The 26493-nt window shown below is 39.3% G+C and carries 22 protein-coding genes and 4 pseudogenes; 6 read left to right on the top strand and 20 right to left on the bottom strand.

Translation table 11 applies throughout. The annotated features are described in order from the left end of the window. Positions 1-266: 266 nt before the first annotated feature. From LFLEISCH_RS11180 to LFLEISCH_RS11245, 14 genes and pseudogenes are all read right to left on the bottom strand, one after another. Positions 267-665 (bottom strand): annotated as a pseudogene (locus LFLEISCH_RS11180) (MarR family winged helix-turn-helix transcriptional regulator); the annotation flags it as partial. A gap of 23 nt (positions 666-688) precedes the next feature. Then, a pseudogene (locus LFLEISCH_RS11185) lies at positions 689-2163 on the bottom strand (lmo1851 family serine protease). Positions 2164-2332: 169 nt separating this feature from the next. Next, positions 2333-2539: a heavy-metal-associated domain-containing protein gene (locus LFLEISCH_RS11190; protein WP_007476560.1), complete on the bottom strand. Its 207-nt coding sequence runs from the start codon at positions 2537-2539 to the stop codon at positions 2333-2335. A 12-nt stretch (positions 2540-2551) separates the two neighbouring features. Next, a pseudogene (locus tag LFLEISCH_RS11195) lies at positions 2552-4766 on the bottom strand (heavy metal translocating P-type ATPase). Positions 4767-4781: 15 nt separating this feature from the next. Further along, positions 4782-5078, bottom strand: coding sequence for a metal-sensing transcriptional repressor (locus tag LFLEISCH_RS11200; RefSeq protein ID WP_007476562.1), 297 nt, complete (start codon positions 5076-5078; stop codon positions 4782-4784). Positions 5079-5184: 106 nt separating this feature from the next. Continuing rightward, positions 5185-6006, bottom strand: coding sequence for a M15 family metallopeptidase (locus tag LFLEISCH_RS11205; protein WP_007476565.1), 822 nt, complete (start codon positions 6004-6006; stop codon positions 5185-5187). A gap of 54 nt (positions 6007-6060) precedes the next feature. After that, a complete protein-coding gene (deoD, locus tag LFLEISCH_RS11210; RefSeq protein WP_007476566.1) occupies positions 6061-6759 on the bottom strand; it encodes a purine-nucleoside phosphorylase in 699 nt (232 codons plus the stop codon). Positions 6760-6771: 12 nt separating this feature from the next. Beyond that, on the bottom strand, positions 6772-7002 hold the full coding sequence (locus LFLEISCH_RS11215) for a YozE family protein (protein ID WP_007476568.1): 231 nt from the start codon (positions 7000-7002) through the stop codon (positions 6772-6774). A gap of 81 nt (positions 7003-7083) precedes the next feature. Beyond that, a complete protein-coding gene (locus LFLEISCH_RS11220) occupies positions 7084-7989 on the bottom strand; it encodes a Gfo/Idh/MocA family protein (RefSeq protein ID WP_007476570.1) in 906 nt (301 codons plus the stop codon). Positions 7990-8043: 54 nt separating this feature from the next. Beyond that, positions 8044-8478 carry a peptide-methionine (R)-S-oxide reductase MsrB gene (msrB, locus tag LFLEISCH_RS11225; RefSeq protein WP_007476571.1) on the bottom strand — a complete coding sequence of 145 codons (435 nt, stop codon included), beginning with the start codon at positions 8476-8478 and terminating at the stop codon, positions 8044-8046. A gap of 7 nt (positions 8479-8485) precedes the next feature. Further along, positions 8486-9019 (bottom strand): peptide-methionine (S)-S-oxide reductase MsrA, encoded by a 534-nt coding sequence (msrA, locus tag LFLEISCH_RS11230; RefSeq protein WP_007476573.1) that lies wholly within the window; start codon positions 9017-9019, stop codon positions 8486-8488. A 27-nt stretch (positions 9020-9046) separates the two neighbouring features. After that, the gene (locus LFLEISCH_RS11235; protein WP_174269992.1) at positions 9047-9622 is read right to left on the bottom strand and encodes a YpmS family protein; all 576 of its coding nucleotides are present in this window, start codon (positions 9620-9622) and stop codon (positions 9047-9049) included. Between the two features lie 65 nt (positions 9623-9687). Continuing rightward, positions 9688-10483, bottom strand: a pseudogene (locus tag LFLEISCH_RS16390) (SGNH/GDSL hydrolase family protein). Between the two features lie 18 nt (positions 10484-10501). Beyond that, the gene (locus LFLEISCH_RS11245) at positions 10502-11341 is read right to left on the bottom strand and encodes a DegV family protein (protein WP_007476580.1); all 840 of its coding nucleotides are present in this window, start codon (positions 11339-11341) and stop codon (positions 10502-10504) included. A 156-nt stretch (positions 11342-11497) separates the two neighbouring features. On the opposite strand from LFLEISCH_RS11245, the gene trhA reads away from it, so the two are divergent. Beyond that, positions 11498-12130 (top strand): PAQR family membrane homeostasis protein TrhA, encoded by a 633-nt coding sequence (gene trhA / locus LFLEISCH_RS11250; RefSeq protein ID WP_007476583.1) that lies wholly within the window; start codon positions 11498-11500, stop codon positions 12128-12130. Between the two features lie 47 nt (positions 12131-12177). On the opposite strand, the gene LFLEISCH_RS11255 is transcribed toward trhA, so the two are convergent. Beyond that, the gene (locus LFLEISCH_RS11255; RefSeq protein WP_007476585.1) at positions 12178-14172 is read right to left on the bottom strand and encodes a heavy metal translocating P-type ATPase; all 1995 of its coding nucleotides are present in this window, start codon (positions 14170-14172) and stop codon (positions 12178-12180) included. Positions 14173-14387: 215 nt separating this feature from the next. On the opposite strand from LFLEISCH_RS11255, the gene ccpN reads away from it, so the two are divergent. The 3 genes from ccpN to ppdK are packed head-to-tail and all read left to right on the top strand — an operon-like array spanning position 14388 to position 18490. Next, a complete protein-coding gene (ccpN, locus tag LFLEISCH_RS11260) occupies positions 14388-15008 on the top strand; it encodes a transcriptional regulator CcpN (protein ID WP_223196417.1) in 621 nt (206 codons plus the stop codon). An 11-nt stretch (positions 15009-15019) separates the two neighbouring features. Then, positions 15020-15829: a pyruvate, water dikinase regulatory protein gene (locus tag LFLEISCH_RS11265; RefSeq protein WP_007476588.1), complete on the top strand. Its 810-nt coding sequence runs from the start codon at positions 15020-15022 to the stop codon at positions 15827-15829. Positions 15830-15847: 18 nt separating this feature from the next. Further along, positions 15848-18490, top strand: a complete 2643-nt coding sequence (gene ppdK / locus LFLEISCH_RS11270; protein WP_007476589.1) for a pyruvate, phosphate dikinase — start codon at positions 15848-15850, stop codon at positions 18488-18490. Between the two features lie 62 nt (positions 18491-18552). On the opposite strand, the gene LFLEISCH_RS11275 is transcribed toward ppdK, so the two are convergent. Continuing rightward, on the bottom strand, positions 18553-20334 hold the full coding sequence (locus tag LFLEISCH_RS11275; RefSeq protein ID WP_007476590.1) for an ABC transporter ATP-binding protein: 1782 nt from the start codon (positions 20332-20334) through the stop codon (positions 18553-18555). Further along, a complete protein-coding gene (locus tag LFLEISCH_RS11280) occupies positions 20327-22069 on the bottom strand; it encodes an ABC transporter ATP-binding protein (RefSeq protein WP_007476591.1) in 1743 nt (580 codons plus the stop codon). The genes LFLEISCH_RS11275 and LFLEISCH_RS11280 overlap by 8 nt, the downstream gene beginning before the upstream one ends. A 161-nt stretch (positions 22070-22230) precedes the next feature. Here LFLEISCH_RS11280 and LFLEISCH_RS11285 point away from each other — a divergent pair, with 161 nt between their 5' ends. Together LFLEISCH_RS11285 and LFLEISCH_RS11290 are read left to right on the top strand one after the other, a co-directional pair. Next, a complete protein-coding gene (locus tag LFLEISCH_RS11285) occupies positions 22231-23064 on the top strand; it encodes an AraC family transcriptional regulator (RefSeq protein ID WP_007476592.1) in 834 nt (277 codons plus the stop codon). A gap of 140 nt (positions 23065-23204) precedes the next feature. Continuing rightward, the gene (locus LFLEISCH_RS11290) at positions 23205-24578 is read left to right on the top strand and encodes an L-cystine transporter (RefSeq protein WP_007476594.1); all 1374 of its coding nucleotides are present in this window, start codon (positions 23205-23207) and stop codon (positions 24576-24578) included. A 35-nt stretch (positions 24579-24613) separates the two neighbouring features. On the opposite strand, the gene LFLEISCH_RS11295 is transcribed toward LFLEISCH_RS11290, so the two are convergent. The 3 genes from LFLEISCH_RS11295 to LFLEISCH_RS15305 all read right to left on the bottom strand — a co-directional run bounded on the left by LFLEISCH_RS11295 (position 24614) and on the right by LFLEISCH_RS15305 (position 26434). Further along, a complete protein-coding gene (locus LFLEISCH_RS11295; RefSeq protein WP_007476596.1) occupies positions 24614-25153 on the bottom strand; it encodes a 2'-5' RNA ligase family protein in 540 nt (179 codons plus the stop codon). A gap of 50 nt (positions 25154-25203) precedes the next feature. After that, positions 25204-26172, bottom strand: coding sequence for an aromatic acid exporter family protein (locus LFLEISCH_RS11300; RefSeq protein ID WP_007476599.1), 969 nt, complete (start codon positions 26170-26172; stop codon positions 25204-25206). An 82-nt stretch (positions 26173-26254) separates the two neighbouring features. Next, positions 26255-26434, bottom strand: a complete 180-nt coding sequence (locus LFLEISCH_RS15305; protein WP_149022060.1) for a hypothetical protein — start codon at positions 26432-26434, stop codon at positions 26255-26257. Positions 26435-26493: the final 59 nt, after the last annotated feature.

Here is a 26493-nt window from a genome sequence, read left to right on the forward strand (position 1 = left end):
CATATGAATATGGTCTAATACGCGCTTTTCCTTATAGTAGACCGTTAAATTTGAAATATACATGACAGCCTCCTTTTTATTAAAACTAATAATTTTAGCTTAGAGCTAAAAGTTTCCTCAAGGAAACTTTTATATTAGTATAGCGAATACATTTTAAAAAGGCAAGATTTTCCCAACAAAAAAACCTTATTCATTCTGAATAAGGTTTTTTGACGTGCGTCATTTTGTTTTGCGTAAACGTTGAGTTTTACTATCAAATAGAATCGGCTTAATTTTTTTAACAAACGTTTAAATTCTTTTTGTTCTTCTGGGGTAAAAACGGAAAACCGGTTTATAATGAGTTCACGCTTCTTTTCACTTATTTCTTTTACATAATGCTCTGCCTCTTTTGTAAGTGAAAGCTCAATAATACGGCGATCTTGACTAGAGCGTTCGCGTGTGATGAGTGAACGAGCGACAAGCGCATCTGTAAGGGATGTGATATGGCTCGCTGAGACTTCTAATTTTTTAGCTAAATCACTGGTTTTATTCACACCACTTGCGATTAAGCTTAAAACTCGGTACTCCCCCCCACTCATAGTATGATTTAAAACGGATTTGATATCATGGCGAAAACTGCTGAATACTCTTTTTATGGCTGTTTCAATTTCTAAATAGTTATCCACTAAATATCCTCCTCAAAATTCCTCTACTTCACCATATTCATGGCTGCTTTTAACTGCGGATCGTTTTCTTTTAGGTGTTTTTGAACGAGTTCGACTAATTTATCCGTTGTTTTTCCAGTCATAACACCTGTTTCTTCTAAATTATTATCGCGTTGGAAACGCTGAACAGCATAGGCTGTATCGATTGTGTAAAGTCCATCGACATCCCCCACATTATAATCTAGTGCTTTTAAAAGTTCTTCGATAGTTAAAACATCATCGCCAAAATCATTAATCGTATATTTTTTACTGTTTGAAGGAATTGTTGCTGTCGCGTAATCAGGCATGCTGATTACTTTATCAGGCGTAATTCCTTTTTTATTAATCCATGTGCCGTTTGGTGTTAGCCATTTCGCAACAGTTAGTTTAATCGTTGAACCATCTTCCATCGTTTTAGCGGTTTGTACTGTTCCTTTACCGAAAGATTTCGTTCCAACAATTTTAATATCACCTGATTCACGGGCGGCGGCTGCTAAGATTTCTGAGGCACTCGCACTCCCATTATCCACTAAAATAGTTGTTGGTACTTTGACTTTATACCCATCATTTACCGAGCTATCCGCTGTAATGGCTGATTTTTCACCAGCTTTATTTTCCTCTTGAACAACTACTTTTCCATCAGGCACAAACATACTTGCAATATTTACGGCTTGATCAAGCAAACCACCTGGGTTCCCTCGTAAATCTAAAACAAGACCTTTCATGCCGTCTTTGTCTAATTCTTTCAATGCTTTTAAAAGTTCATCAGAAGTTTTTCAGAAAAAGTGCTAATAGTGACGTGCGCTAACTTATCATCGCCCATTTCTTTATAGACCGTCTCGATTGGAATTTCCGCCCGAGTAATTGCCACATCAAATGGTTTATCAACACCTGCTCGCTGAATCGTTAAGGTCACTTTTGTTCCTTTTTCCCCGCGAATTTTCTTCGTTGCTTCTGTTGCCGTATCACCTTTTACAGATTTACCATCCACTTTTAAAATAATATCTTTAGGCTTAATACCCGCTTTTTCGGCAGGAGAATTTTTTATAGGTGAGACAACCATAATATTACCATCTTGCTCTTGAATTTCTGCGCCAACGCCTTCAAAGCTAGAGCTGATGGAGTCATTAAAGTCAGCCGATTCTTTTTGGGACATAAAAGTGGAGTATGGATCATCTAATGAATTAATCATACCAGTGATAGCACCATCAACTAAATTAGTGGACTTCGTATCTTGATAAAAGTTTTTTGTAATTTCATCATATGCTTCATATAATTTTGTAAATTCTTTTCGTTCCGGAATGGAAACTTTTACTTGTTTATCATCTCCAAGTGACATGACAATTGTTGTAACAAGTGCCGTTACAAATACAAAAGCAAATAAAAGCATGATAAACGGAAATGTTTTTATTTTAATATAGCCATGACCAGGCTTTTGTTTTTTTATGTTATTTTCATCCTGTTGTTGATTTTGATCCATCCACTTTCACCACTTTCTTTATGTATCAAAGGCTTACTCTACACCTTAACTTTTTCATTTTAACAGTTTTTTTACTCGATTGGTATCCTTTTCTATTGTAATAATTGTAATAAGGTCAAAAAATAATCAAGCATCTACCATTTGATAGATGCTTGACTATTTTTCTTATTTAAACAACTTCATATCCGGCTTCTGAAACAGCGTCTGCTAACTGGGCCAGAGATACTTTAGAAGCATCAAATTGAACAGTAGCTGTAGCCTCTTCTAAAGAAACTTCAACATTTGATACCCCGTCTAATTCACTTAAAGCTTTTTCAACACGTGCTTTGCAATGACCGCAACTCATACCTTCAATTTCTAATACGTTATTTTCCAATTTTATTTCCTCCTAATTTTTAAATTTATATCTTTTTAACCGTAGCGCATTACTCACAACAGAGACTGAACTAAAGGCCATCGCAAGTCCAGCAACCCAAGGCGCGAGTAGTCCAAATGCCGCTACTGGAATTCCTGCACAATTATAGGCTAACGCCCAAAAGAAATTTTGTCTAATGTTTCGCATGGTCGCTCTACTAAGTGCAATTGTATCTGGGATAAGGGTTAGACGGTGACCGACGAGTGTCACATCGCCAGTTTCAATTGCAATATCTGTCCCTGTTCCAATACTGATTCCCACATCGGATGCTGCAAGCGCAGGGGCATCATTTATACCATCGCCAACAAAGGCCACGACATGTCCCTCATTTTGCAGTTTAACGACTAACTCACTTTTATCCCCGGGAAGTTGTTCGGCAAAAAAGCCATCTAATTGAAGCGCATTTGCCATATTTTGAACTACAACGGACTGGTCCCCAGATGATACATAGGTTTTAATTCCTTGCTTTTGCAACCGTTTAATCGCCTCAAAAGCCTCTTTTCGAGCGACGTCAGATAACGCAAACGCACCCGCAAAAACACCGTCAATCGCCATTAATACGATGGTCTTTCCTTCTTGCATAAAGGATTGAATTTGTGCCTCTTCATCAGCAGAAAGTGGCGTCGTCGCCTGAATAAAGCGATAAGAGCCTAGCGTGACTTTTTGATTTTCAACAACGCTTGACATCCCATGCCCCGCTTTAGCACGAACGCGTCCGATTTCAAGGTCGCCTACCTTCACGCCATCTTCCGTTAGTTTTCGCTTAATAGCTGACGCAATAGGATGTTCACTTTGCGATTCTATCGCCAGCGCATAGGTAGCAAAACGTTCATCGACCGAATAAATATCTGTTACTTTTAATTTTCCTTCTGTTAAGGTACCTGTTTTATCAAAAATAACCGTATCTACTTTCGAGGTCCGCTCCAAATGTTCTCCGCCTTTGAATAAAATACCATTTTCAGCTCCTGTACCTGTTCCAGCCATGATTGCTGTTGGTGTTGCTAAGCCGAGTGCACACGGACAGGCAATAACTAAAACGGCAATAGCCACTTCAAGCGCCCCGTTCAGCTCACCAAATGCCAGTAACCAAATTAGAAAGACAACAAGCGCAATACCTAATACAATAGGAACAAAAATACCCGAAATTTTATCTGCAATTCGTTGGATGGGCGCTTTAATTCCCTGTGCTTCTTCTACTAAACGAATAATAGATTGAAGGACAGTCTCTTCCATTCTTTTTGTAACGCGCACTTGTAAAGCACCGTCGAAATTTATGGTTCCTCCAATGACATCATCGCCAATTTTTTTATTCACTGGAACAGGCTCTCCAGAAATCATGGATTCATCAATGCTGGTTTCCCCAGAGATAATAATACCATCCATGGGTATTTTTTCGCCCGGTCTAATGACCAAAATATCATCTAATCGTAGTTCCTCAAGTGGCACTTTCCATTCTTTTCCGTCACGTAATACATTTGCTTCTTTGGATTGGAGTTTTAATAAACCGGCTATCGATTCTGTTGTTCGTGAAGTTGCATAGCTTTCAAGCAGCTTCCCAAGCAAAATGAGTGTAATTAAAATCGCACTCGTTTCAAAATAATAATGTGGTGCAGTCGTTTGTCCGAGCATTTGGCGAATATATTCCACAAGACTATAAAAATAGGCCGCACTCGTTCCTAAGGCAACAAGTACATCCATATTGGCACTTTTCCCCCCGAAGCGCCTTATAAGCACCATCATAAAAGCGATAACCGATAATAAACTGCACAATACTTGCTAAAATAAGTTGTACCGTTGGGGTAATGATACCCATTAGACTATGCGAAAAGCTTGAATCAGCAAGCCCTGGAATATGTGAAATCATAGTCAGAAGAAGCGGTAATGATAAAATTGCTGAAATCACAAACCGCCATACTTCTTTTCGAAAGTTTTTGGCTAAAATTTCATCTTTTTCTGCCTTTGACATTTTTTCTTTAGCATCGTATCCGGCATGTTTTACCACACCAATCAAATCATCTTTTGAAATCACTTCTGAATCAAAATAAACAGCTGCACTCTCGGTTACTAAATTAACATTTGCTTGGCTAACTCCCTCTGCCTTATTTAATGATTTTTCAACGCGAGAAGAACAGGCGGCACAAGTCATACCGAATATATTTAAATCTTGTCTGATATATTTTCCCTCCATGTTAAACGCTCCTTTTTATGTTTTCGAAAATTGGCGTATGGTTTGAACTAAATCATCTATTACAGCATCCCCGTCGCCTTTACTTGCCGCATCCATCACACAATGTTTCGTATGATGCTCAAGCACTTCGAGTCCTACTTTTTTAAGTGCTGAGTTGGCAGCAGAAATTTGCACGAGAATATCTGTACAATATCTATCATCTTGAACCATTTGTTGAATACCGCGAATTTGTCCTTCCACTCGTTTAAGACGATTTAAAATTTGTTTCGTTTCTTCTGCCTCACGTGGCACAATCGGTTTGTCCATATCCATTTAGGCCCCTCCTTTTCCTCTTTACAACCTCTATTATACCCCCCTTAGGTATAAAAGCAAGTGTTTTGTTTTAAAAAAAAAGAATCATGACCTAGTCATGATTCCTTTAAGATTTCGCTTCAGCTTGTTGAACCTTTTTATCTAATGCTTTCACATGATCAAAAAACTCTTCAAGCGTCCAATTATTTTGATAGATAATAGTGGCCGCTTCTTCCCCGACATAACGGAAATGCCAAGATTCATATTGATACTCCGTAATCGCTTCTTTCCCAGCCGGATAGCGTAAAATAAAACCATATTTATGGGCATTTTCTTTCGCCCATTTACCTTCTTTCGTGGTTCCAAAACTTTCTGTTAAATTAAAATCCTGACTTTTAGAAGAGATATCCATCGCGAGCCCCGTTTGATGCTCGCTAGTACCGGGATAAGCCACAGCTTCACGAGCCTTAGCATCTCCTTTAGCCGCTACCTCCGCATCAAACACTTCTTGTTGTCGTTTATAAGAACGATAACCTGATACCGCATATAGTTCATAGCCCGAAGATTTTGCCCCTTGAAACATTTTTTCAAGGCCCCGAGCAGCCGCCTCACGCATATGTGCTTTTTCGATAGTTGTGTCTCCAAAAGAGAAGGCGACATTAGGGACAACTAAATCAGCCGGAATATATGTTTTCTGCATCAAATATTTTTTATTTGCTAAAATTAAAAGATTGTCTTCATTGACGATATATGTCATGCCATTTTCAACTTTTGTTTGATTTTGTTTATCAATAAAAGGATAAAGTGGATTTTCTTTTAACTTTTCGAGCTCCGTATTTTGTGAAACTTGTTTCGTTTCTGTACTCGCTTGGCTCGGGGAGTCAACATCTTGAATGGTTTGCACAACCGAAAGACATACGGCGAGCGCCACTCCAATCAGTGTATTCATGTCAAACAATCAACCTTTCTAATACTACACAATGCCCCCAGATAGTATCTTTATTTACCGCGCAGAAAGTAATGCCACTTCAATCATATCATCAAAAGTAGTCTGGCGTTCAAGCGCGGTTGTTTCTTCCCCAGTAAAAATATGGTCGCTAACCGTTAAAATAGCTAGCGCACGACGATTATATTTTTGTGCAAGTGTATAAAGAGCCGCCGTTTCCATTTCAATACCAAGAACCCCGTAATCAGCTAATTTCTGTTTATCAAGTTCATCATTATAAAAACGGTCCGAAGAAAAGACATTTCCTACTTTGATTGACAACCCTTTTTGAACCCCTGCATCATACGCCTTTTTCAGTAAGCTAAAATCTGCAACTGGAGCAAAATCAACGCCAGAGAATGTATTACGATTCATTTGGGAGTCAGTCGAAGCTGCTTGGGCGATGACCACATCACGCACTTTTACATCCTTTTGCATACCACCCATTGTACCAACGCGAATTAGGTTTTGTACCTCATAACTTTGAATAAGTTCATTAACATAAATGGAAATAGATGGTACGCCCATTCCAGTTCCCATAACGGATACTTTTTCACCTTGATATGTTCCTGTATAACCAAGCATCCCACGTACATCATTAAATAAAATCGGATTTTCTAAAAATTTCTCTGCAATATGTTTCGCACGTAGTGGATCTCCTGGCAATAAAATGGTTTCTGCGATTTCGCCTGGTTTTGCTGCAATATGTATACTCATTTTCATTCCTCCTTAGCGATTTTTTTCTTCATCTAGCATATATTCATCAAAAAGCTCATCAAAAGTCGCCATGCCATTTAAATAAGGGGCATTTAGCTCCAAATAATCACTTAAAATATGATAGTTCTTTGCTTGCTTTGGAAAACTATGATCTTTATAAGCGGCATTGGCAAAATTTGTTTTTGAATCATGCTTCACCGGATCTCGGTAAGTCATTAAAAAATGATAAAAAGATCGTCCCAACTTTGTTCCCTCCAACTCGTTTTTCAAGTTTTACTATAGAGGATTTTTTTAGAAAGGTAAAGTTAAATTTAAAAACGGTCTTTATTTTTGAGTAAGTTTTTGAAGAATTTCTTCGCAAATTTCATGTGTGAAAAGCGCATCATCTTTTGAAATAGGCTCCTTAGTGCCATTTCGAACGGCTTCTAAAAATGCATGGATAATTTGAGCGAAACCGCGTTTTTTAAGCGTATTTTCCCAGTCAGGATGGCGCACTAGGCGTGATTCGATACCTTCTTGAATGGTGAGGTCGCTCAAATTGGAGACTGTCCATTTACCGTCTTTAGACATTATTTCAGCTTTTTCTTCGCTCACACCGCTCACTCGGTTCATGATAGCCGTGGCCACCTTTGTTTCGCCCGTAAATTGTACCGTCACACTAGCAAGCAGTTCCCCTTCAAACGTTCCGTGAACATCAAAAGATTGAATTTTTTCATCCAAAAGAAAACGAACTGAATCGACAACATGGATGAAATCGTCATAAATAAAGGTTCGCGCCTCACTTGGCTGGTTGGGGCGATTTTTTTGAATGACAATCATATTCGTATTTTTTTGTTCATGAAGTTGTTGATAGTAAGGGACAAAACGGCGGTTAAAGCCTGTCATTAGAATTGTATTTTGTTCTTTCGCAAGTTTGGTTAATTCACGCGCTTCTTCAATATGATCAGAAATAGGCTTATCCACATATACGGGAATTTGGTGGACGATCAATTGCCGTACAATTTCCGCATGGCTTGCTGTTGAACTATGTACAAATGCCGCTTCAATTCCTGATGCGATGAGAGAATCAATCGATTGATGAATATATGAGAAACGATATTTATCACTAAGCTGCTTTAATTTAGCTGAATTTCGGGTGTATAAATGAATTTCAACATTTTCCATTTCGGCAAAAACAGGTAAATAGGCTTTTTGAGCAATTCCACCGAGTCCGATAATTGCTACTTTCATAAACATCTCTCCTTTAAAAGGCCCTTTAAACCATCTAAAGAGCCTTCTTTTTTATTAAAATTGATTTTTATATGCGCCGTAACCTTCTTTTTCTAAATCTTCTACAGGAATAAAGCGTAGCGCAGCCGAATTGATACAATAACGTAAGCCGCCGCTTTCTCTTGGGCCATCTGAAAAGACGTGACCTAAATGAGAGTCTGCTTCTTTAGAGCGAACTTCTGTGCGGCGCATGCCGTGTGTTGCGTCAAATTCTTCTTTAATTTCAGTTTGATCGATGGGTTTAGTAAAACTCGGCCAACCACAGCCTGCATCGTATTGATCCTTTGAAGAAAATAGTGGTTTTCCAGATACAATGTCCACATAAATTCCATCACCAAAATGATTATAAAATTCATTTTCAAACGGTCGTTCCGTTGCATTTTCCTGTGTTACTTTATATTGTAAATCTGTAAGTTCATTTAAACGAGCTTGTTTTTTTTCTTGATCCATATGTTATTCATCCCTTCCAGTGTGAGTTTATAAATTGGTCACGTCCAGAATGTTTGCGATATCCTTCGTAATGGGCAGCATCTTTTTTATAAAAGTCTTGATGATATCCTTCTGCCGGATAAAACGTTTCAGCAGGAACAATTTCAGTCACAATGGGCTTTTTAAATCGACCACTTTTTTCTAAATCAGCTTTTGCTTTTTCCGCTGCTTTTTTTTGCTCTTCACTATGATAAAAAATAGCAGGACGATAAGAATCCCCGCGGTCTACAAATTGACCAAAGGCATCAGTCGGATCTGTTTGCATAAAATAGACATCAAGTAGCTTATCATAAGGGAAGACCTCCGGATCAAATGTAATTTGAACAGCTTCCGCATGCCCCGTTTTCCCGCCGCAAACTTCTTCGTATGTGGGATTTTCAGTATGACCGCCTGTATAACCGGAGATAACTTTTTCGATACCAGGTTGTGTATCAAACGGCTTCACCATACACCAAAAACAGCCACCTGCAAATGTTGCTTTCTCTAAATGTTTTTCTGTCAACGAAAATCACCCTTTCCTACCAGTAAATTATTTAACTGGTACTAAAAGTGTAAACGAAATATCGTCTTTCTTCAAATTTAGAGCATCCGCCCTTACTTTTGTATCACCCTTTAATTTTAAACGATCTAGTGCGAGGTAAATCGTTTTATCTTTCGGAATAACGGTGACCCACTTTGGAAATTTATACTGTTTACTTACAAAACTCATAACCGAAGACACCGGAAGCGGCAGTGCGCCAACAGATAAATTCTGTAAAGTTAAAAGAACATTCCCATCATCCACCACTTTTGGGGAAAATTTAAGTGTTAATTGCACAGGCTCGTTAAAAAATTCTGCTTCCGCCTGAAATGTCACCGTATTTCCTACATAAACATCATACCCAATATCTTCATCTTTTGTAAAATCATCAATGTAAGTGGCAATTAATTTATTTAAATCGGCTTTTGTCGTACTCGTTTGAAATTCAACTGTTTTTCGGTTGCTAATTAAAGCAGGCCCTCCAGATTCTGTCGGACTTAAAACGAAAATGGATAAATAAATCCAAATGAAAAAACCTACGATGATAAGAAGCAAAGCCACACAAATGATTTTCCAATAGTTCATTTGCCGTTTTAAATCCGCTTTCGTCTCATCTTTTCGCTTGCTACGTTCCAACCTGATCACCTTTCTTATTTTGGAATTTCCTTGTTTTCTATGGCTTGATTTATTTTCTTATAAAGTTCATTTGCCATTTTCTCATAACCGGTGTGATTGGGATGGAAATAATCACCCGAAAGAAGTGGATTTGGCTTATCTTTGTTTTTCTTTTCACGATTTTCAATGACTTTTGCAACCGGCACAAAAACCGCATCTTTTTCACCGGCAACAATTTTTTCAGACCCTTTATTCCAGTTTGAAATAATCGTATCAAGTTCCTTAATTTGTCCAAAATAGGTCGTATAGGGATTATAAATGCCAACTAAATAAATCGGCGCATCCGCATTTAGCGACCGAATTTCAGAAAAGAGGGTGACGAGTTCTTTTTGAAAACTTTTTTTGCGCTTTCGTAAAATCACTTACTTGGGCTTCAAGTAAGCGTGAACGTAAGATTTTCATAACATCATTGCCCCCGATTGTAATCGTAACAACATTGGCTTTTTTTAAATCGGAGCGAAAATCTTCCTCTTTTTTCAAACGTTTTAAAAGCTGATCAATTCTGTTGCCAGAAACACCATAATTGTAAGTTTTGACGCTTCTCACATCTTCATTTTTCTTTAGCTCTTTTTCTAAAATTCCGACGTAGCCACCATCTTTATCTTCATCACCAACCCCTTCTGTCAGGGAATCGCCCATGGCTAAAAGGGTAATCGGTGTTTGTTCGGCTATTTTGCGTTGTTCCATATAATCTTTTAAATAAATGCCGCCTAGGACCCCTATTCCAATAACGAAAAGGGTTACTACTAGCCAAAGCCATTTCTTTTTCATCTGTTACCTTCACTCACTTTATTCAGTATAGTACATAACGGCAAAAGCGCCATTACCTGCATGTGTAGAGACAATCGGATCAGCGTTAAAAATAGGCATTTTAGGTAAATGTAACAGTTCCATTGCCTGTTCTTTAAATTCTTCTGCCATTTTTAAGCCGTTAGCATGCTCAATATCTAATTCCACAATTTTTTTAGATTCTTTTTTAATCACATCTAATAAATAAGTCATAATTTTTTTATTGCTACGCAGTTTTGCTTCTTCTTCAAGCTGTCCATCTTTTAACCGCGCAATTAATTTAATGTTTAAAAGGCTACCTAAAATACCTTGCACACGCCCAACTCTGCCACCTTTAACTAAATTCTCAAGTGTGACAACAACAATATAAAGTTTTGTTTTGGAGCGAATTTCCGTTAAACGTTTTGTGATATCTTGTATACTCATCTGGCCCTCTTTAGCAAGTTTAGCGGCTTCAAGTACTTGGAATGCTTGCCCTCTTGCAATATAATCCGTATCAATAACGGTCACATTCCCTTCTACCATTTCCGCTGCTTGTCGAGCCGTATTCACGGTTCCACTTAATTTTTCAGTTAAGTGGATGGATAAAACGTCGTATCCTTCTTGAATATACTTTTCATACATCTCAACAAAACTCCCAAGAGCAGGTTGAGAAGACTTTGGTAAGTTTTTTGAATTTCCCATTAATTCCATGAAAGATTCGGGGGTTAAGTCCGTTAAAGGGTTATAAATCGCTCCGTCTACTTCTACTGATAAAGGTAAGACAGCAATTCCCCACTCATTTTGTTCTTCTATTGAAATACATGCTGTTGAATCTGTAATAATTTTAATTTTCCTCATTCTGTCAATCACATCCAATTTTCGCTTGATACTAATTATTATACCGTGCAATTCCTGATTAGGATAGTCATATTCATGAAATCTCAGAAAACTCTTTTCATTCTCACATTTTTGCCGTAAGATAAGAGTATCTATATAGAAAAGTTAGGTGACAAAATGAATACACTTTCTTATAATTTTAAAGAAGAATTAGCCAATGCCATTACACACGGAGTCGGCTTTCTACTTAGCATCCCCGCTTTTGTTTTATTAATTTTATTTGGCGTCAGTAAAAATGACCCCATTTATTTAACGAGCTTCATCGTTTACGGTATCTCCCTTATGTTGCTTTATCTTTGTTCCACACTTCTTCATAGCTTTAAACCATGTAAAGCACGTAAAATTTTTAACATCATGGACCATGCCGCTATTTACTTACTAATTGCAGGGACATATACCCCCTTCGTCCTTATTACATTACGCGGCCCGCTCGGCTGGACCCTTTTCGGAGTTATATGGGGGCTCGCTATTCTCGGCATTACGTATAAAATCTTCTTTTTGGAAAAATGGCGCATTTTATCTACCATCGTTTATGTCATCATGGGGTGGATCGTTTTAATCGGCATTAAACCCCTTTATTCTGGCCTTAGCCCCGCAGGATTTTGGCTACTAGCAACAGGGGGCATTATGTTTACAATTGGTGCCGTCTTATATAGTTTTCCTAAAATCCCCTATATGCATGCCATCTGGCACTTATTTGTAATCGCGGGTACCACCTTCATGTATTTTTGCGTTTTATTCTATGTCTAAACTTAAAAAGGGCCATTTCCAAACGGAAATGGCCCTTTTGTTACGCTTCACTTTATTTCTTTCAATAATAACTGGGCATTAATCGCCACAATAATCGTACTTAGGGACATTATCGCGGCACTAATCGCAGGTGGTAAAATAAAGGGATATAAAACGCCTGCCGCAACTGGAATCGCAATGACATTATAAAGAGTGGCCCATGCCAAGTTTTGCATCATCTTGCGTTTCGTTAATTTTCCCCAAAGAATGACTTTAGATACATCTTCTGGGTTGTTTTGAATCAAAATAATATCTGCCGCTTCATTGGCCACTTCAGTCCCGCTGCCAATTGCGACACCGACATTTGCGGTTGCAAGTGCTGGGGCATCATTTACGCCGTCCCCAACCATTGCCACATATTCTCCCTTAGCTTGTAAATCCGTTAAAATTTGAAGCTTTTCTTCCGGCTTAAGTTCTGCAAAAAAACCGTCAAGCTGAAGTTCATCGCTCACCTGTTTGGCAACAAGCGCATTATCTCCTGTTGCCATAAATACTTTGATGTGATTGTCTTTTAGCGCCTTCACTGCCTGCTTCGATTCCTGCCGCACCTCATCTGCTAGCTCCACTTGCCCGACAAGTTCACTTGAAATGACTAGATAAACGACTGTTCGTGCTGCAGTTTCTTCTTGTTCTTTAGGGGATAAATTGAAATCGGCTAATGCTTTAGGACTTAAAACCGCATTTCCCTCACCTTCTATGACACCTTTTACCCCTTTTGCGGTTAAAGATTCGAAATGCGAAACATCATGCTTCTCTACCTCATGCATCTTGCCGTAATTCGTAATCGCACTGGCAATCGGGTGTTCTGAAAATTGTTCAAGGGATGTGACGCGTCTAAGGACATCTTCTTTTGAATAATTTTCTACAAGACTCAAAACGCGAACGACCGTGAAATTTCCAACAGTGAGTGTACCAGTTTTATCAAAAACAACGGTCGTAAGTTTGCCACTATTTTCAAAGGCTGTGCGGTTGCGTATTAAAACGCCGTTTGAGGCTACTTTTGAAATGGAGTTTGACGCAACAAGTGGAATCGCAAGTCCTAGTGCATGTGGACAAGCAATAACCATTACCCCAACCATCATCATAATGGCAAATGAAAGTTCGCGGCCAAGCACTAACCAAACCACTAAAGTTAAAAAACCCGCGCCAAGTGAAATATAGGTTAGCCATTTGGCAGCGCGATCGGCTAGATTTTGTGTTCTAGATTTCGCATTTTGGGCATTTTGAACAATGTCAATGACGGTTTGTAAATAAGACTCATCTCCAACACCCGTTACCTGAATCGTGATGGTGCCGTTCCCATTAATAGAACCCCCAATAACAGGATCACTAATGACCCGTTTTACTGGTCGTGATTCACCCGTAAGCATGGACTCATCAATATGTGTCTCTCCGCTCCTAATGATACCATCTGTTGGAATTTTATCATTTGCGCGCACAAGCAGCTTATCACCTGGCTGGATTTCATTAATTGAAACTTCTATTTGCTTTTCACCCACCAGCTTAATCGCTTTTTTAGGGATGAGTTCTGCTAGTGCACTGAGCGCTTTTGAAGCCCCCATAATAGAACGCATCTCAAGCCAGTGTCCGAGTAACATGATTGAAATCAGCGTACCTAATTCCCAAAAGAAATCCATACCGTGGAAACCAAAAACCGTTGCCACGCTATAAAAATACGCCACAGATATTGCTACACTAATTAAACTCATCATTCCGATAGCGTGGTCCCTTACTTCCGAAACGGCCCCTTTTAAAAACGGCAGACCACAATAAAAATATAAAACCGAAGCAAGGAGCAGCTGTACGATGTCTGTACCAGGGAAAACTAGTTGATAATTAAAAATATCTTGTATCGCAGCAGAAAGCACAACAAGCGGAAGTGTTAAAAATAATGAAATGATAAACTTCTTTTTAAAATCTGACGTATGATGCCCTGCATGTTTATCATGCGTATGCGTCTCTTCCTTATGCAAATCGTGGTGATGACTATGATTTTTTTCCATCAATCACACCTTCTTTACATTTTATTTATATCCCCATTGTAACATCAAATCCTGCCATTTTCTTGAATCTTTTCTAGTGAACTAGACCAGTTTAATAATATGATTATTTAATAAGACAAATCCTCATATACCAATTTTATATAGTATGACATATTTAATAGTTGATTTTAAATATGTCATACTATATAATGCGAATATAGCTTATAACAAAGGATGTGATTCCGATTCAACTGACACCTAGACAACATGAGATTATGACGTTCGTAAAAGCGAATGAACCTGCTACTGGCAATCAAATTGCGGCATTTTTAAATCTTACGCGGGCGACTATTCGGGCTGATTTAGCCGTTTTAACGATGACTGGTATTTTAGATGCGAGACCGAAAGTGGGCTACTTTTACTCTGGCCTTGAAGAAAATCCTGGCGGGTACGAGGAACTTCGTAAAATGGCCGTTCATATGATTATGACAAAACCCACTTTAGTCAAAAAAGAGACAAGTGTGTATGATGCGATTGTAACGCTTTTTTTGGAAGATGTGGGCAGCCTTTATGTGGCAGAAGAGGCGCGTTTGATTGGTTTAGTGAGCCGAAAAGATTTACTAAAAAGTGCTATTACAGGTTCCGATACGCGTTCGGTTCCGATTGCGACCATTATGACGCGAATGCCAAACATTTTAACCTTACAAAAAAACGATTCTGTCGTAGATGCCGCGAATATGCTTGTCACGCACGAAATTGACTCGCTACCGGTTACAAAATCTGACAACCAGATTATTGGAAAAATATCAAAATCACACATTGTCACATTATTTGTGGACACAATGAAAAAAACGTAAGGAGGCAGATTATGGGACAACCACTTATCATTTACGTAGTCTCGGATGCTATCGGCGAAACGGCACAGCATACCATCCGAGCAGTGACCGCACAATTTGACTTTGCGGAAACACCAGAAATTAGACGTCACGCTTTTATTCGTGATGAAAAAACCCTTTTTGAAACATTGGCTGAAGCGAAAACAGCGGACGGGATTGTGGTGCAGACGCTCGTAAATTCGTCTCTTGCGCTTTCCTCAAGAAATTTTTGTGAAAAAGAAGGTATACCGAATGTCGATTTGCTCGCGAATTTAACACACGAAATTGAAGTGAAAACGGGGAAATCGTCAAAAGAAGATCCAGGAAATATGCGGCGCCTCGACCAAGCTTATTTCGACCGCATTGCGGCGATTGAGTTTTCCGTCAAGTATGATGACTGCAAAGATCCTCGTGGGATACTTGAAGCGGATATTGTGTTAGTAGGTGTTTCGCGCACAAGTAAAACACCGCTTAGTAGTTATTTGGCTAATGCCAATTTTAAAGTCGCAAATGTACCGCTAGTGCCTGAGATACCACTACCGGAAGAGCTGTTCCAAATCCCTGCATCACGCATTATCGGACTTACAAACTCACCTGAAAAACTTGAACGCATTCGAAAAGTCCGCCTAAAATCCATGGGTTTAGATGAACTAAGCAATTATTCCAGCGAAAATCGCATTGCCGAGGAACTCGAATACGGCTACGAAACCTTTAAAAAATTAAATTGCCGTGTGATTCATGTAGAAGATAAAGCCATTGAAGAAGCCGCAGCCCTAATCCAGGAAATCATTACCAATAAGTAAATTATGAGGTGAGAAAAAGTGGAAAAATTTGTCTATCAATTTGCTGAAGGTTCCAAAGAAATGAAAACGCTTTTAGGAGGAAAAGGCGCCAATTTAGCCGAAATGAAAAATATCGGCCTACCTGTTCCGCCTGGTTTTATCATCTCAACCGCTGCGTCTAATGCTTATAATGCAAATGAAAAAAAATTGCCTCAACCCGTCATGGATGAAATCCAAATCCATCTTTCTGAACTGGAAAGGGAAACAGGTAAACAATTTGGTTCAAATGAAAATCCCCTTCTCGTCTCCGTACGCTCTGGTGCACCGGTTTCCATGCCAGGCATGATGGATACGATTTTAAATCTCGGTTTAAATGATCAAGCCGTACGCGGACTTGCAAAATTAACAGGCGATAAACGCTCATCATTTGATTCTTACCGCCGCTTTATTCAAATGTTTGGTGATGTTGTGTTTCATATCCCGGCTTATAAATTTGAAGAAGCCCTTTCTGCCATAAAGAAAAAGAAACAGTACACACTTGATACAGAATTAACCGCAGAAGATTTAGAACAGCTAACAGAGACTTACCAAAACCTCTACATAGAACATACCGGAAAAGAATTTCCACAAGACCCTTACACACAGCTCAAACTTTCCATTAATGCCGTTTTTGAATCTTGGATGAACCCTCGCGCTGTCGTTTATCGTCGCTTACATGATATTGACCCTAATCTTGGAACCGCTATCAACATTCAGGCGATGGTTTTCGGTAACACAGGCGATAAAAGCGGCACAGGCATTGCCTTTACACGAAACCCTTCTACTGGGGAAAAGCGAGTCTTCGGTGAGTTTTTAATGAATGCACAAGGGGAAGATGTGGTGGCTGGCATCCGTACGCCTCTAGATATCACAAGCCTAGAGACCGTCATGCCTTCCGTCTACCAAGAACTTATGACTATTTGTGCGGACCTTGAAACGCATTATAAGGATATGCAAGATATTGAATTTACCATTGAAAAAGAAAAACTGTATATTTTACAAACCAGAAATGGAAAGCGAACAACTCAGGCAGCAGTCAAAGTGGCCACTTCGCTCGTTCATGAAGGTCTGATTTCAAAAGAAGAAGCCATCTTGCGTATTGAACCCAAACAGCTTGATCAATTGCTGCATCCTGCGTTTGATAAGCAGGCACTAGAGAGCAGTGTTGTCCTTGCAACCGGACTCCCAGCTAGCCCAGGAGCTGCCTCCGGACAAATTTACTTTGATGCAAACAGTGCCGTTTCACAAGTGGAACTAGGTACAAAAGTCATTTTAGTCCGAAACGAAACGTCTCCTGAGGACATCGAAGGCATGGCAAAAAGTGAAGCCATTTTGACCGCACATGGTGGAATGACCTCTCATGCCGCAGTCGTCGCACGCGGAATGGGAAAATGCTGTATTGCAGGTTGTGCAGAGATTACTATTTCTGAAAAAGATAAGACGCTCACTACCATTTCTGGTCAAGCGCTCCGCGAGGGGGATTTTATTTCACTTGATGGAACAAGTGGTCATGTTTACGTGGGGCAAATTAAATTGACTGAAGCCGAAGTGTCGGAACATTTCCATGAGCTCATGGATTGGGTAAGTGATGTGAAAAAATTGACTGTTCGTGTCAATGCAGATACTCCTAGTGATTTTAAGACGGGGATTCATTTTGGGGCAGAGGGCATTGGGCTTTGTCGAACGGAGCATATGTTTTTCCAAGATGAACGTATTCGTTTTGTGCGCCAAATGATTGTCTCGGAAAACGCAGAGGAACGAAATAAAGCGCTCGCCCATTTAAAAATGATGCAGAAAGAGGATTTCATTCAACTTTTCAGAATTGCTGCGGGGCGTCCGGTCACGATTCGTTTACTTGATCCACCGCTCCATGAATTTTTACCAAAAGAAAAAAAGGAACTTGAACTTTTAGCGCATGATATGGGGAAATCTTTACGGGATATAGAAAAAGTTGTTCATGAGCTTGTAGAGACAAACCCGATGCTCGGTCACCGCGGTGCAAGACTTGCTGTTACGTATCCGGAAATTTATAAAATGCAGGCGGAGGCGATTATGGAAAGTGCGGTTAGCGTGTCTTCTGAAGGGATTTCTGTCTTTCCCGAAATTATGATTCCTCTTATTGCAACGGCGGAAGAGCTTATGTTTGTGAAAAAGGAGATTAAGGCTTCGGTTCAAGACATTTTTGAACGTGAACGCATGATTTTGCCTTATGACATTGGTACAATGATTGAAATTCCAAGAGCTTGTATGGTGGCGGACGAAATCGCGAAAGAAGCGCAATTTTTCAGCTTTGGAACAAATGATTTAACACAGCTCACATTTGGTTTTTCAAGGGACGATGTTGGGAAATTCCTTCCAAGCTATATGAAAAACGGGCTTTTAAAGGCCGATCCGTTTGCTACGATTGATGAAGGTGTTCGCTTACTTGTTGAAACGGCGATTAAAAAGGGGCGCAAAACCAATCCGCATATGAAAATGGGGGTTTGCGGCGAACATGGGGGTGATCCGGCTTCAGTTCGAATTTTCCATGAAATTGGTCTTCAATATGTTTCCTGTTCCCCGTTTAGGGTGCCAATTGCGCGTTTAGCTGCCGCACAAGCTGTTCTTCTTGCTCCTAAAATGCTTGAAGCTTCCGCTAAATAATGAAAAAGCGTATGAAACCCATTTTTAAAATGGCCATTTCATACGCTTTTTTTAGACAAAAACTAAAGGGCTTGTAACAAATCAAACTGCGCTTGATAGAGCTGATAGTAGTAGCCTTTTTGCGCCATTAGCTCATCATGATTGCCTGCTTCCTGTACTTGCCCGTTGTCAATGTAGAAAATACGCGAGCTGTTTTTAATAGTGGAAATTCGGTGAGCGATAATAAAGGAAGTCCGCCCTTCTAAAAGTTTCTCAAGACCTTCTTGTAATAATACTTCCGTTTTCGTATCAATACTTGAGGTGGCCTCGTCCAAAATTAAAATGCGCGGATTCGCAAGTAAGGTTCGCGCAAAGGAAATAAGTTGGCGCTGTCCTGCCGAAAGTGTACTTCCCCGCTCTTTTACTTCCGTGTGGTAGCCATCTTTTAAATCTTTAATAAAATCATGCGCACGGACGATTTTGGCGGCTTGAATCACCTCTTCTTCTGTCGCATCTAATTTTCCGTAACGGATATTTTCAATAATGGTTCCTGAAAAAATAAAGGTATCTTGTAACATAACGCCCATTTGACTTCTTAGTGAATGAAGCGTGACATCCCGAATATTTTCCCCGTCAATTAAAATCTCACCGTCATTGACATCATAAAAGCGGCTAAGCAAATTGATAACGGTTGTTTTACCGGCTCCTGTTGGTCCAACAAGGGCAATCGATTCGCCAGCTTCTACATGAAAATCGGTGCCCTTCAAGATATCCTTCCCTTTTTCATAACGAAAATAGACCTGATTAAAATCGACATTTCCTTTAATCGGTTGCATGATTTTCGCTTGCGGCAAGTCTTTAATGTCCGGCTCCACATCTAATGTTTCAAATATGCGTTCAAGGTATGTGGTCGCTGTGATGAGCGCATTATAAAAGTTCCCGATATTAATGACCGGATTCCAGAAATTCCCAACATATCCGACAAACGCGATTAGCGTCCCGGTTGAAACATCCACGCCGAGTCCCCGAATTCCAACATAGTAAATGAGACATGTTGTCATCACCGCAATATTTTGTACGCCTGGCCAGAGTAAAAACTGAATTTTAACTGCTTTCATCCATGACTCGCGGTAGGCATCACTCACATCGCTGAAAATTTCAAAATTCTTTTCCTCACGCGCAAAGCTTTGCGTTACCTTGATTCCTGCGATACTTTCATGAATATAGGCGTTCATATTGGATGTTTTATTGCTTAAAACTTGGTATGCCTTACGTTGTGCCGTTTTAATAATCATAACAATCAAAAATAATACAGGCACGAGCGCTAAACTGTAAAGTGTCAGCGTAGGATCAATAGCGAACATAAAGCCAAGTGTCACAATAACACTTAAAATGTCAGAAATTAAATTGATAAGCCCATTTGAAAGCAAGTCGCTTAACATATTAATATAGTTAACAACGCGAATTAAAATTTTTCCATGTGGGCGACTATCAAAATAAGAAAATGGTAGCTTTTGTAAATGGCTAAAAATAGCGGTACGCATGTCTTTTAAAATATCTTGACCGATAACGGTGATGGAAAAAATCCGGTAACGCATGCAAAGCCCCGTGACCACAACGGATAAAATAAAAATAACGGCTATCCAAAAAAGTTCTGTATAGTCTTGATTTGGAATCGTCTGGTCAATGACAATTTTCGTTAAATACGGTCCCGCCATTTGCGCGATATTGGCAAGCAAAATGACAAAAAGTGTGATATAAATTGGCTTTTGATATGGTTTAATATACACAAAAATCCGTTTTAAATGGCTGGCATTAAAGCCTTCCTCAAGCTCTTCATCGACATCAAATTTATTTCTAGCCATTATGATCCACCTCCGTTCCTAGTTGTTTATGATAAATCTCATAATAATAACCTTGTTTTTCGAGGAGCTCCTCATGATTCCCACGTTCAATAATTTCCCCGTGACTTAAAATCAAAATTTCATCCGCATCTTTTACAGAAGAAATACGATGCGCAATAATAAAAGTTGTCATTTGGTGTGTGACTTTTTTTAATTCTTCTTGAATTTTCACTTCTGTCTCCATATCAACAGCAGACGTTGTATCATCTAAAATTAAAATGGAAGGTTGTTTGAGTAAGGCGCGGGCAAGCGAAATTCGTTGTTTTTGTCCTCCAGATAAACCAACGCCGCGCTCCCCAACAATCGTATCGTAACTCTCCGGCATCGTTTCGATAAAATGATCCGCATCAGCAATTCGGGCCATACGGCGAATATCTTCCATCGAAGCATCTGGCGCGCCAAATGCAATATTGCCTTCAATGGTATCTGAAAATAAGAATATATCTTGCATAACAGTCGCAATATGTTGCCGAAGTTCGCGGGCTTGCCATTTTTTCGCATCCACACCGTCAATTTTGACTTGACCGGAAGTGGGATCGTAAAAGCGGCAAATTAAATTGACAAGCGTAGATTTCCCTGACCCTGTTTCCCCTAAAATGGCAAGTGTTTGCCCTGGTTTCACTTGAAATGAAATGTTTTTTAAAATATCCGTCGTGGGATCATCTTCAAAATGAAAAGAAACATTTTGAAATTCTACATACCCTTCGATGGTATGCGGTAACTTTTCTGCATGTAATGGAATTTTAGATTCTGCTTTTAACATATCGCGAATTTTAAAGGAAGAGGCAATAAAACGCTGGGCATCATTGATTAGCCAGCCACTCATTCGCATCGGACCATTTAACATCCATAAAAAGCCATTAAATGCGACTAGGTCTCCAAGTGACATTTGCCCTTTTATCACAAAATATCCCCCGAGAACAAGGGTAATAATCGCCAGTGTACCAGCAAGTGAGTCAAGAACCGGCAAGTATTTTTTCGAAACCTCAGCAGAATCCATATTGCGTTTTTTAAAATCAAGATTATGTTTGTGGAATTTTTCCATTTCGTAGTCTTCACGTGCAAAAGCTTTCACGACGCGATTTCCACTGATGTTTTCTTCCACCATTGAATTGAGCCTCGCAAAACTTTCTCTTATTTCATAAAAAGCGGGTTGTGCTCTTTTCGACATTAATATCGTAAATAAGGCAATAAGTGGCGTTACGAGGACGAGTGCGAGTGTTAATTTCCAGTCGATCGTAAGCATAATGCCAATCGCAAAAATAAAGAGAAGTAAATTTTCCAAAATGTTATAAATAACCCACGAAATAAAATGACGAATAGCGTCCGTATCCCCTGTCATACGTGCCATAATATCGCCCACCCGTGTATGATTAAAAAAATCAAAATCAAGGGCTTGTAATTTTTGATAAAGGTCTTCTCGAATTTGGTATAAGCTATTTTGTCCAATCCGTTCAAACAGAATTTGATAGCTATAACGAAAAATCGTACGAATAAGTGTACTGACAATCATAACGAGCAGAATAGGAATCAGTAGTGAGTCTTTATGTTGATAGACCACTAAATCAATCAGTTTCCCACCAAGTAGCGGATACAGAACGCTAATTAGCGAGGCAAAAAGAATAAAAATAAGAGCGATAAATAAACGTAGCCGGTACGGCCTTATATATTGCCAAATCCAGTTTAAGCTGTTCAAATGCGTTCACACCCTTTTCATTTGATATACAAATACTTAGTTTACACCGATTTTATTAAAAAAGAATGGTTAATCTTCCCCATCATGATGGAATATATTATATAATTGAATAGAGATATGTACGACTAAATGTAAGCGGTTCATTTGAAGGAGGGAAAAAAATGCTTAAAATCGATACCAACACGTTTAATCCACAAATTCTTTATGTGGGCGATTGCTATACAAATGAGCCCCGGATTGGCGAGAATCACCACCATGATTTTATCGAGCTTTCCATTATCTACGAAGGGCATGTGAAATATAATATTGAGGGACGTGAAGTGATTTTAAATCGCGGCGATATGCTTGTCCTAAATCCGGGCGTCCGCCATTTTGATATCGCAGAATCCGGCATGAAAAACATTCAAATTCATATTGGCTTTCGTAATTTTACACTAGCTGGTTTTCCGCGCAATACATTTCCATTTAAAGAGACTGTGTTACGTCGAAACCAGACAAATTCTAAAATTTTACCTATTTGTGCTGAGATTTTACGGGAAAAGTCCGAAGAAAATCCCGGCTACGATTTAATTTTGAAAACATATGTTATGCAACTCATCATCCAAATTTTACGCGAAGCCGAGCCCGAACAAATTCAAACAAGTGGTTTAAAACTTTCTATGGAAGAATTTGAAAAACAACAAATTGTTAACGAAATCATTCATTACATGGAAAAACACCACACGGAAGATGTTTCCTTATCCACCTTATCCGAGACGATGTATATTAGTCCTGCCTATATTTCGCGTGTTTTTAAAGAAGAAACGGGTGACTCTCCCATCCACTACCTTATTAAAATACGCCTGGAAAAAGCCTTTGTTCTCCTAAAAGATGGTCGGTTTACCGTGAAAGAAGCCGCCAAACTTGTCGGCTATAATGATGCCTATTATTTTAGTAAATTATTTAAAAAACATTATGGCTTCCCCCCTTCAAAAATCCTACAACGCACGAGTTAACTTATAAAAACGAGCGCGGCAATAATTGCCGCGCTCGCTTTTTTTTAAAAAAATTTTGATTGACTTCCTTTTTATTTCATTGTATTCTTAATACCAATAATTCTTATCGGAATTATATAAATTAAAAGGGAGGCATTCTATTGAACACACTTTTGGTTATACTTAATTTAGTTGTTGCTTTAATTATTATCGGACTTTTTATTTATTTACAGAAGCGTCATGTTTCTTTTTCAAAAAGAGTTTTACTTGCCCTTTTCATTGGGATTTTAGCCGGATTTGTTCTTCAATTTGTATATGGCATGCAAAGTACCGTCACAAAAGAGACTACCGACTGGCTTGGCATTGTGGGTGGAGGCTATGTTAAATTCCTCCAAATGATTGCGATTCCACTAATTTTGGTCTCTATCATTACAGCTTTTACACGCCTCGAATTAAAAACCAATGTGGCTAAAATTGGAATTTGGATTATTGGTACGCTAGTTGTAACAGCTGCCATTGCCGCAGTTATTGGTATTATTTCAGCACTTCTCTTCCACTTAAACGCGGATAATATTTCACAAGGGAGCGTTGAAATCGCACGTAGTAAAGAACTACAAGATCGTTTTGCTGAAATTGGAGATTTAACCTTACCGCAAAAAATTCTTGAATTGCTACCAGCAAACCCATTCCTTGATATGACGGGCGCTAGGTCCACTTCTACGATTGCTGTTGTCATTTTTGCGGCATTCATTGGAATCGCTTATCTTGGCGTAAAACGGAAGCAACCGAAAGAAGCTGAAATTTTCTCCCGTGGTGTTGATGCGATTTTTGCCATCGTCCTTCGTATTGTAAAACTTATTCTTCGTTTAACTCCGTACGGGGTGTTTGCGATTATGACAAGCACTGTCGCAACAAGTGACGCAAATGCCATTTTAAAACTCGGTAATTTCGTTATCGCCTCTTATGTTGCGCTTATTACGATGTTTATTATTCACCTTCTGATTGTAGCGATTGCAGGCGTTAACCCCATTACGTATATAAAAAAATCACTCCCCGTTTTAACATTCGCTTTTACTTCCAGAACGAGCGCGGGAGCCTTACCTCTCAATATTGAAACACAAAGAAAACTTGGTGTCCCGTCAGGAATCGCCAATTTCGCAGCGTCATTTGGTCTTTCCATTGGCCAAAACGGTTGTGCCGCGATTTATCCTGCGATGCTGGCCATTATGATTGCCCCAACTGTTGGAATTGATCCTACATCCATTAGCTTTATTTTAACGGTAGTCGGCATTGTAGCGATTAGCTCATTTGGAGTTGCAGGCGTTGGAGGCGGAGCTACCTTTGCCGCTATCATCGTCTTATCAGCACTTAATTTACCAGTCGGTCTTGCGGGCGTATTAATTTCTATCGAGCCCCTTATCGATATGGGACGAACAGCATTAAATGTAAGTGACAGCATGGTTTCCGGAATCGTCACAAGTCGTGCCACTGGTTCACTTGAAAAAGAAGAAAAAACAGAAGAAGTAGCTATATAATCTAAAAAGACGGCGCTAAACATAGCACCGTCTTTTTAGATTTTTTTTAAACGTTTACGAAAAATAATTTCCACACGATTACCTTGAATGGACTCAATCAGCGCAATGCTTGTAATCTTACCTTTAATGGGCGCAAGTTTGACACTATATTGAAAAACATGTCCCAACTTTTCTGCCGCAAGATGACTCGAGAGCGTTGTGTGTGGTGTCCACTTTCCCGGCAAATAGTGAGAGGCTGGGTTATGGTTGTAATCATCAAACATAAGATGATGCTTTTCGTGTAGCGCAAGCAGTTCTTTTGTAATAGTGGGCGCTAGAAAGACCACGCCGGATTTAAGAAATGAACCTACGGCATGGAATTCCACATTCATTTCATATTGCCCTTTATAAAAATGGATGAGTTTATTCACTAATTGCGGATGATGAAGACTTTCATATGTCGCTATCGTAATGTGCGGCAACCGGTGACGCATATCGTCTACATAATTCGACATTCCGCGGCGCTTAAGGTCATACCAAATCGCTTTAATCTTTTGCTCGGTTGGTTCATCAAAAAGGGCAATAATCGCATACATGTGAAACCCTCCCGCAAACTTTTTTACCACTGTTCCCGCTCATTAGCGAACTAAACGTTTACCTTTTCATTCTCTATGCCAAATTCCACATAGAAATCACGCTTTGTTTCAAGAAAATAACGCAAATCATTCATAAATTGAAATAATATCGCACGATTTTCGAATTCCGCTCGCGAACTCGGCAGCTCACTTTTACGAAAAGCATGAACGAGTTTTGTAATCTCCTCCACAAGTGAATCAGCTGGATTATCTTCCGAAAGCTCAAGCGCCGTTTTTTCCGTTAAACGGGCAAGTTCCTCGCTCTGCCCTTTAAATTCCGAAATATGCCGCCTCATCTGCGTTAACACTCGGTACTGTACAAGACGCATGTCCACATATTGCACATAATAATGCGTTTCTTTAAGAAAATAATTGTCCACATTTTGCGTAGCTCCCGCTTGCATCGCAAATAATGTCGTTTTAAGTTCCGCAAAACGTACATCCCCGTCTACATATGGCACTTCATTTTTTAAGCACTGTGACATCGCAAATAAAATCTGACGCATCAAAGCTTCAATTTTTTGTTGGTCCGCTTTAAGTTTTTCGTCCAGTTTAGGCATATATAAGTTTAAAACAATCGCAATACCTGCCCCAATCGCCATGAGTGCCATTTCATTTACAAACCAAAAAAGGGACAAAGATTGTTCAACTAATATATGCGTGACTAGTACCGAACTAACCACAATTCCATCCGTCACTTTTAGTCTCACAGCGAGCGGAATAAATAAAAGTAAATATAAGCCAAAACTAATCGCATTAAATCCTATAATAAGAAATAAAATAGCCGAAATCGATAACGCTATGACGGTCGAATAAACGCGCTGAATCGCAAGCTGCATGGAGCCTTTCTTCGTATTTTGAACACTTAAAATAGTAATGACACCCGCTGAAACGGCATATTCTAATCCAATCCACTGTGCTAGAATAATCGCAACTGTGGCACCAAAAGCCGTCTTTAATGTCCGCATTCCAATCCGCATCATTCTTCCTCCTCTTTTCACATCCTTTATCATAGCATGAAACGAAAAAATCTTGAAGAATTCACTTCAAGATTTTTCCTCTTTAAAATTTTAAGGCCTTATACCCTTCGAAAAACGGTCTTAAATCCGTTAAAATCAGGTCAATGCCGCCTTTCGTATCACTTTCAATATTAAGCGGCATAACCGGTTCATGCAAGCTCATCCGAAGTAAAAACCAGCCAGAGCCGTATTTCCCCACTTGTTTGTACACGAATGCCTTCATAATTATTAGGCTCGAGCTCAAAATCAGGCATTTGTTTTACAAATGCTTCAAAATCACTA

It is taken from the genome of Listeria fleischmannii subsp. fleischmannii LU2006-1 (assembly GCF_000344175.1).
GTDB classification, from domain to species: domain Bacteria; phylum Bacillota; class Bacilli; order Lactobacillales; family Listeriaceae; genus Listeria; species Listeria fleischmannii.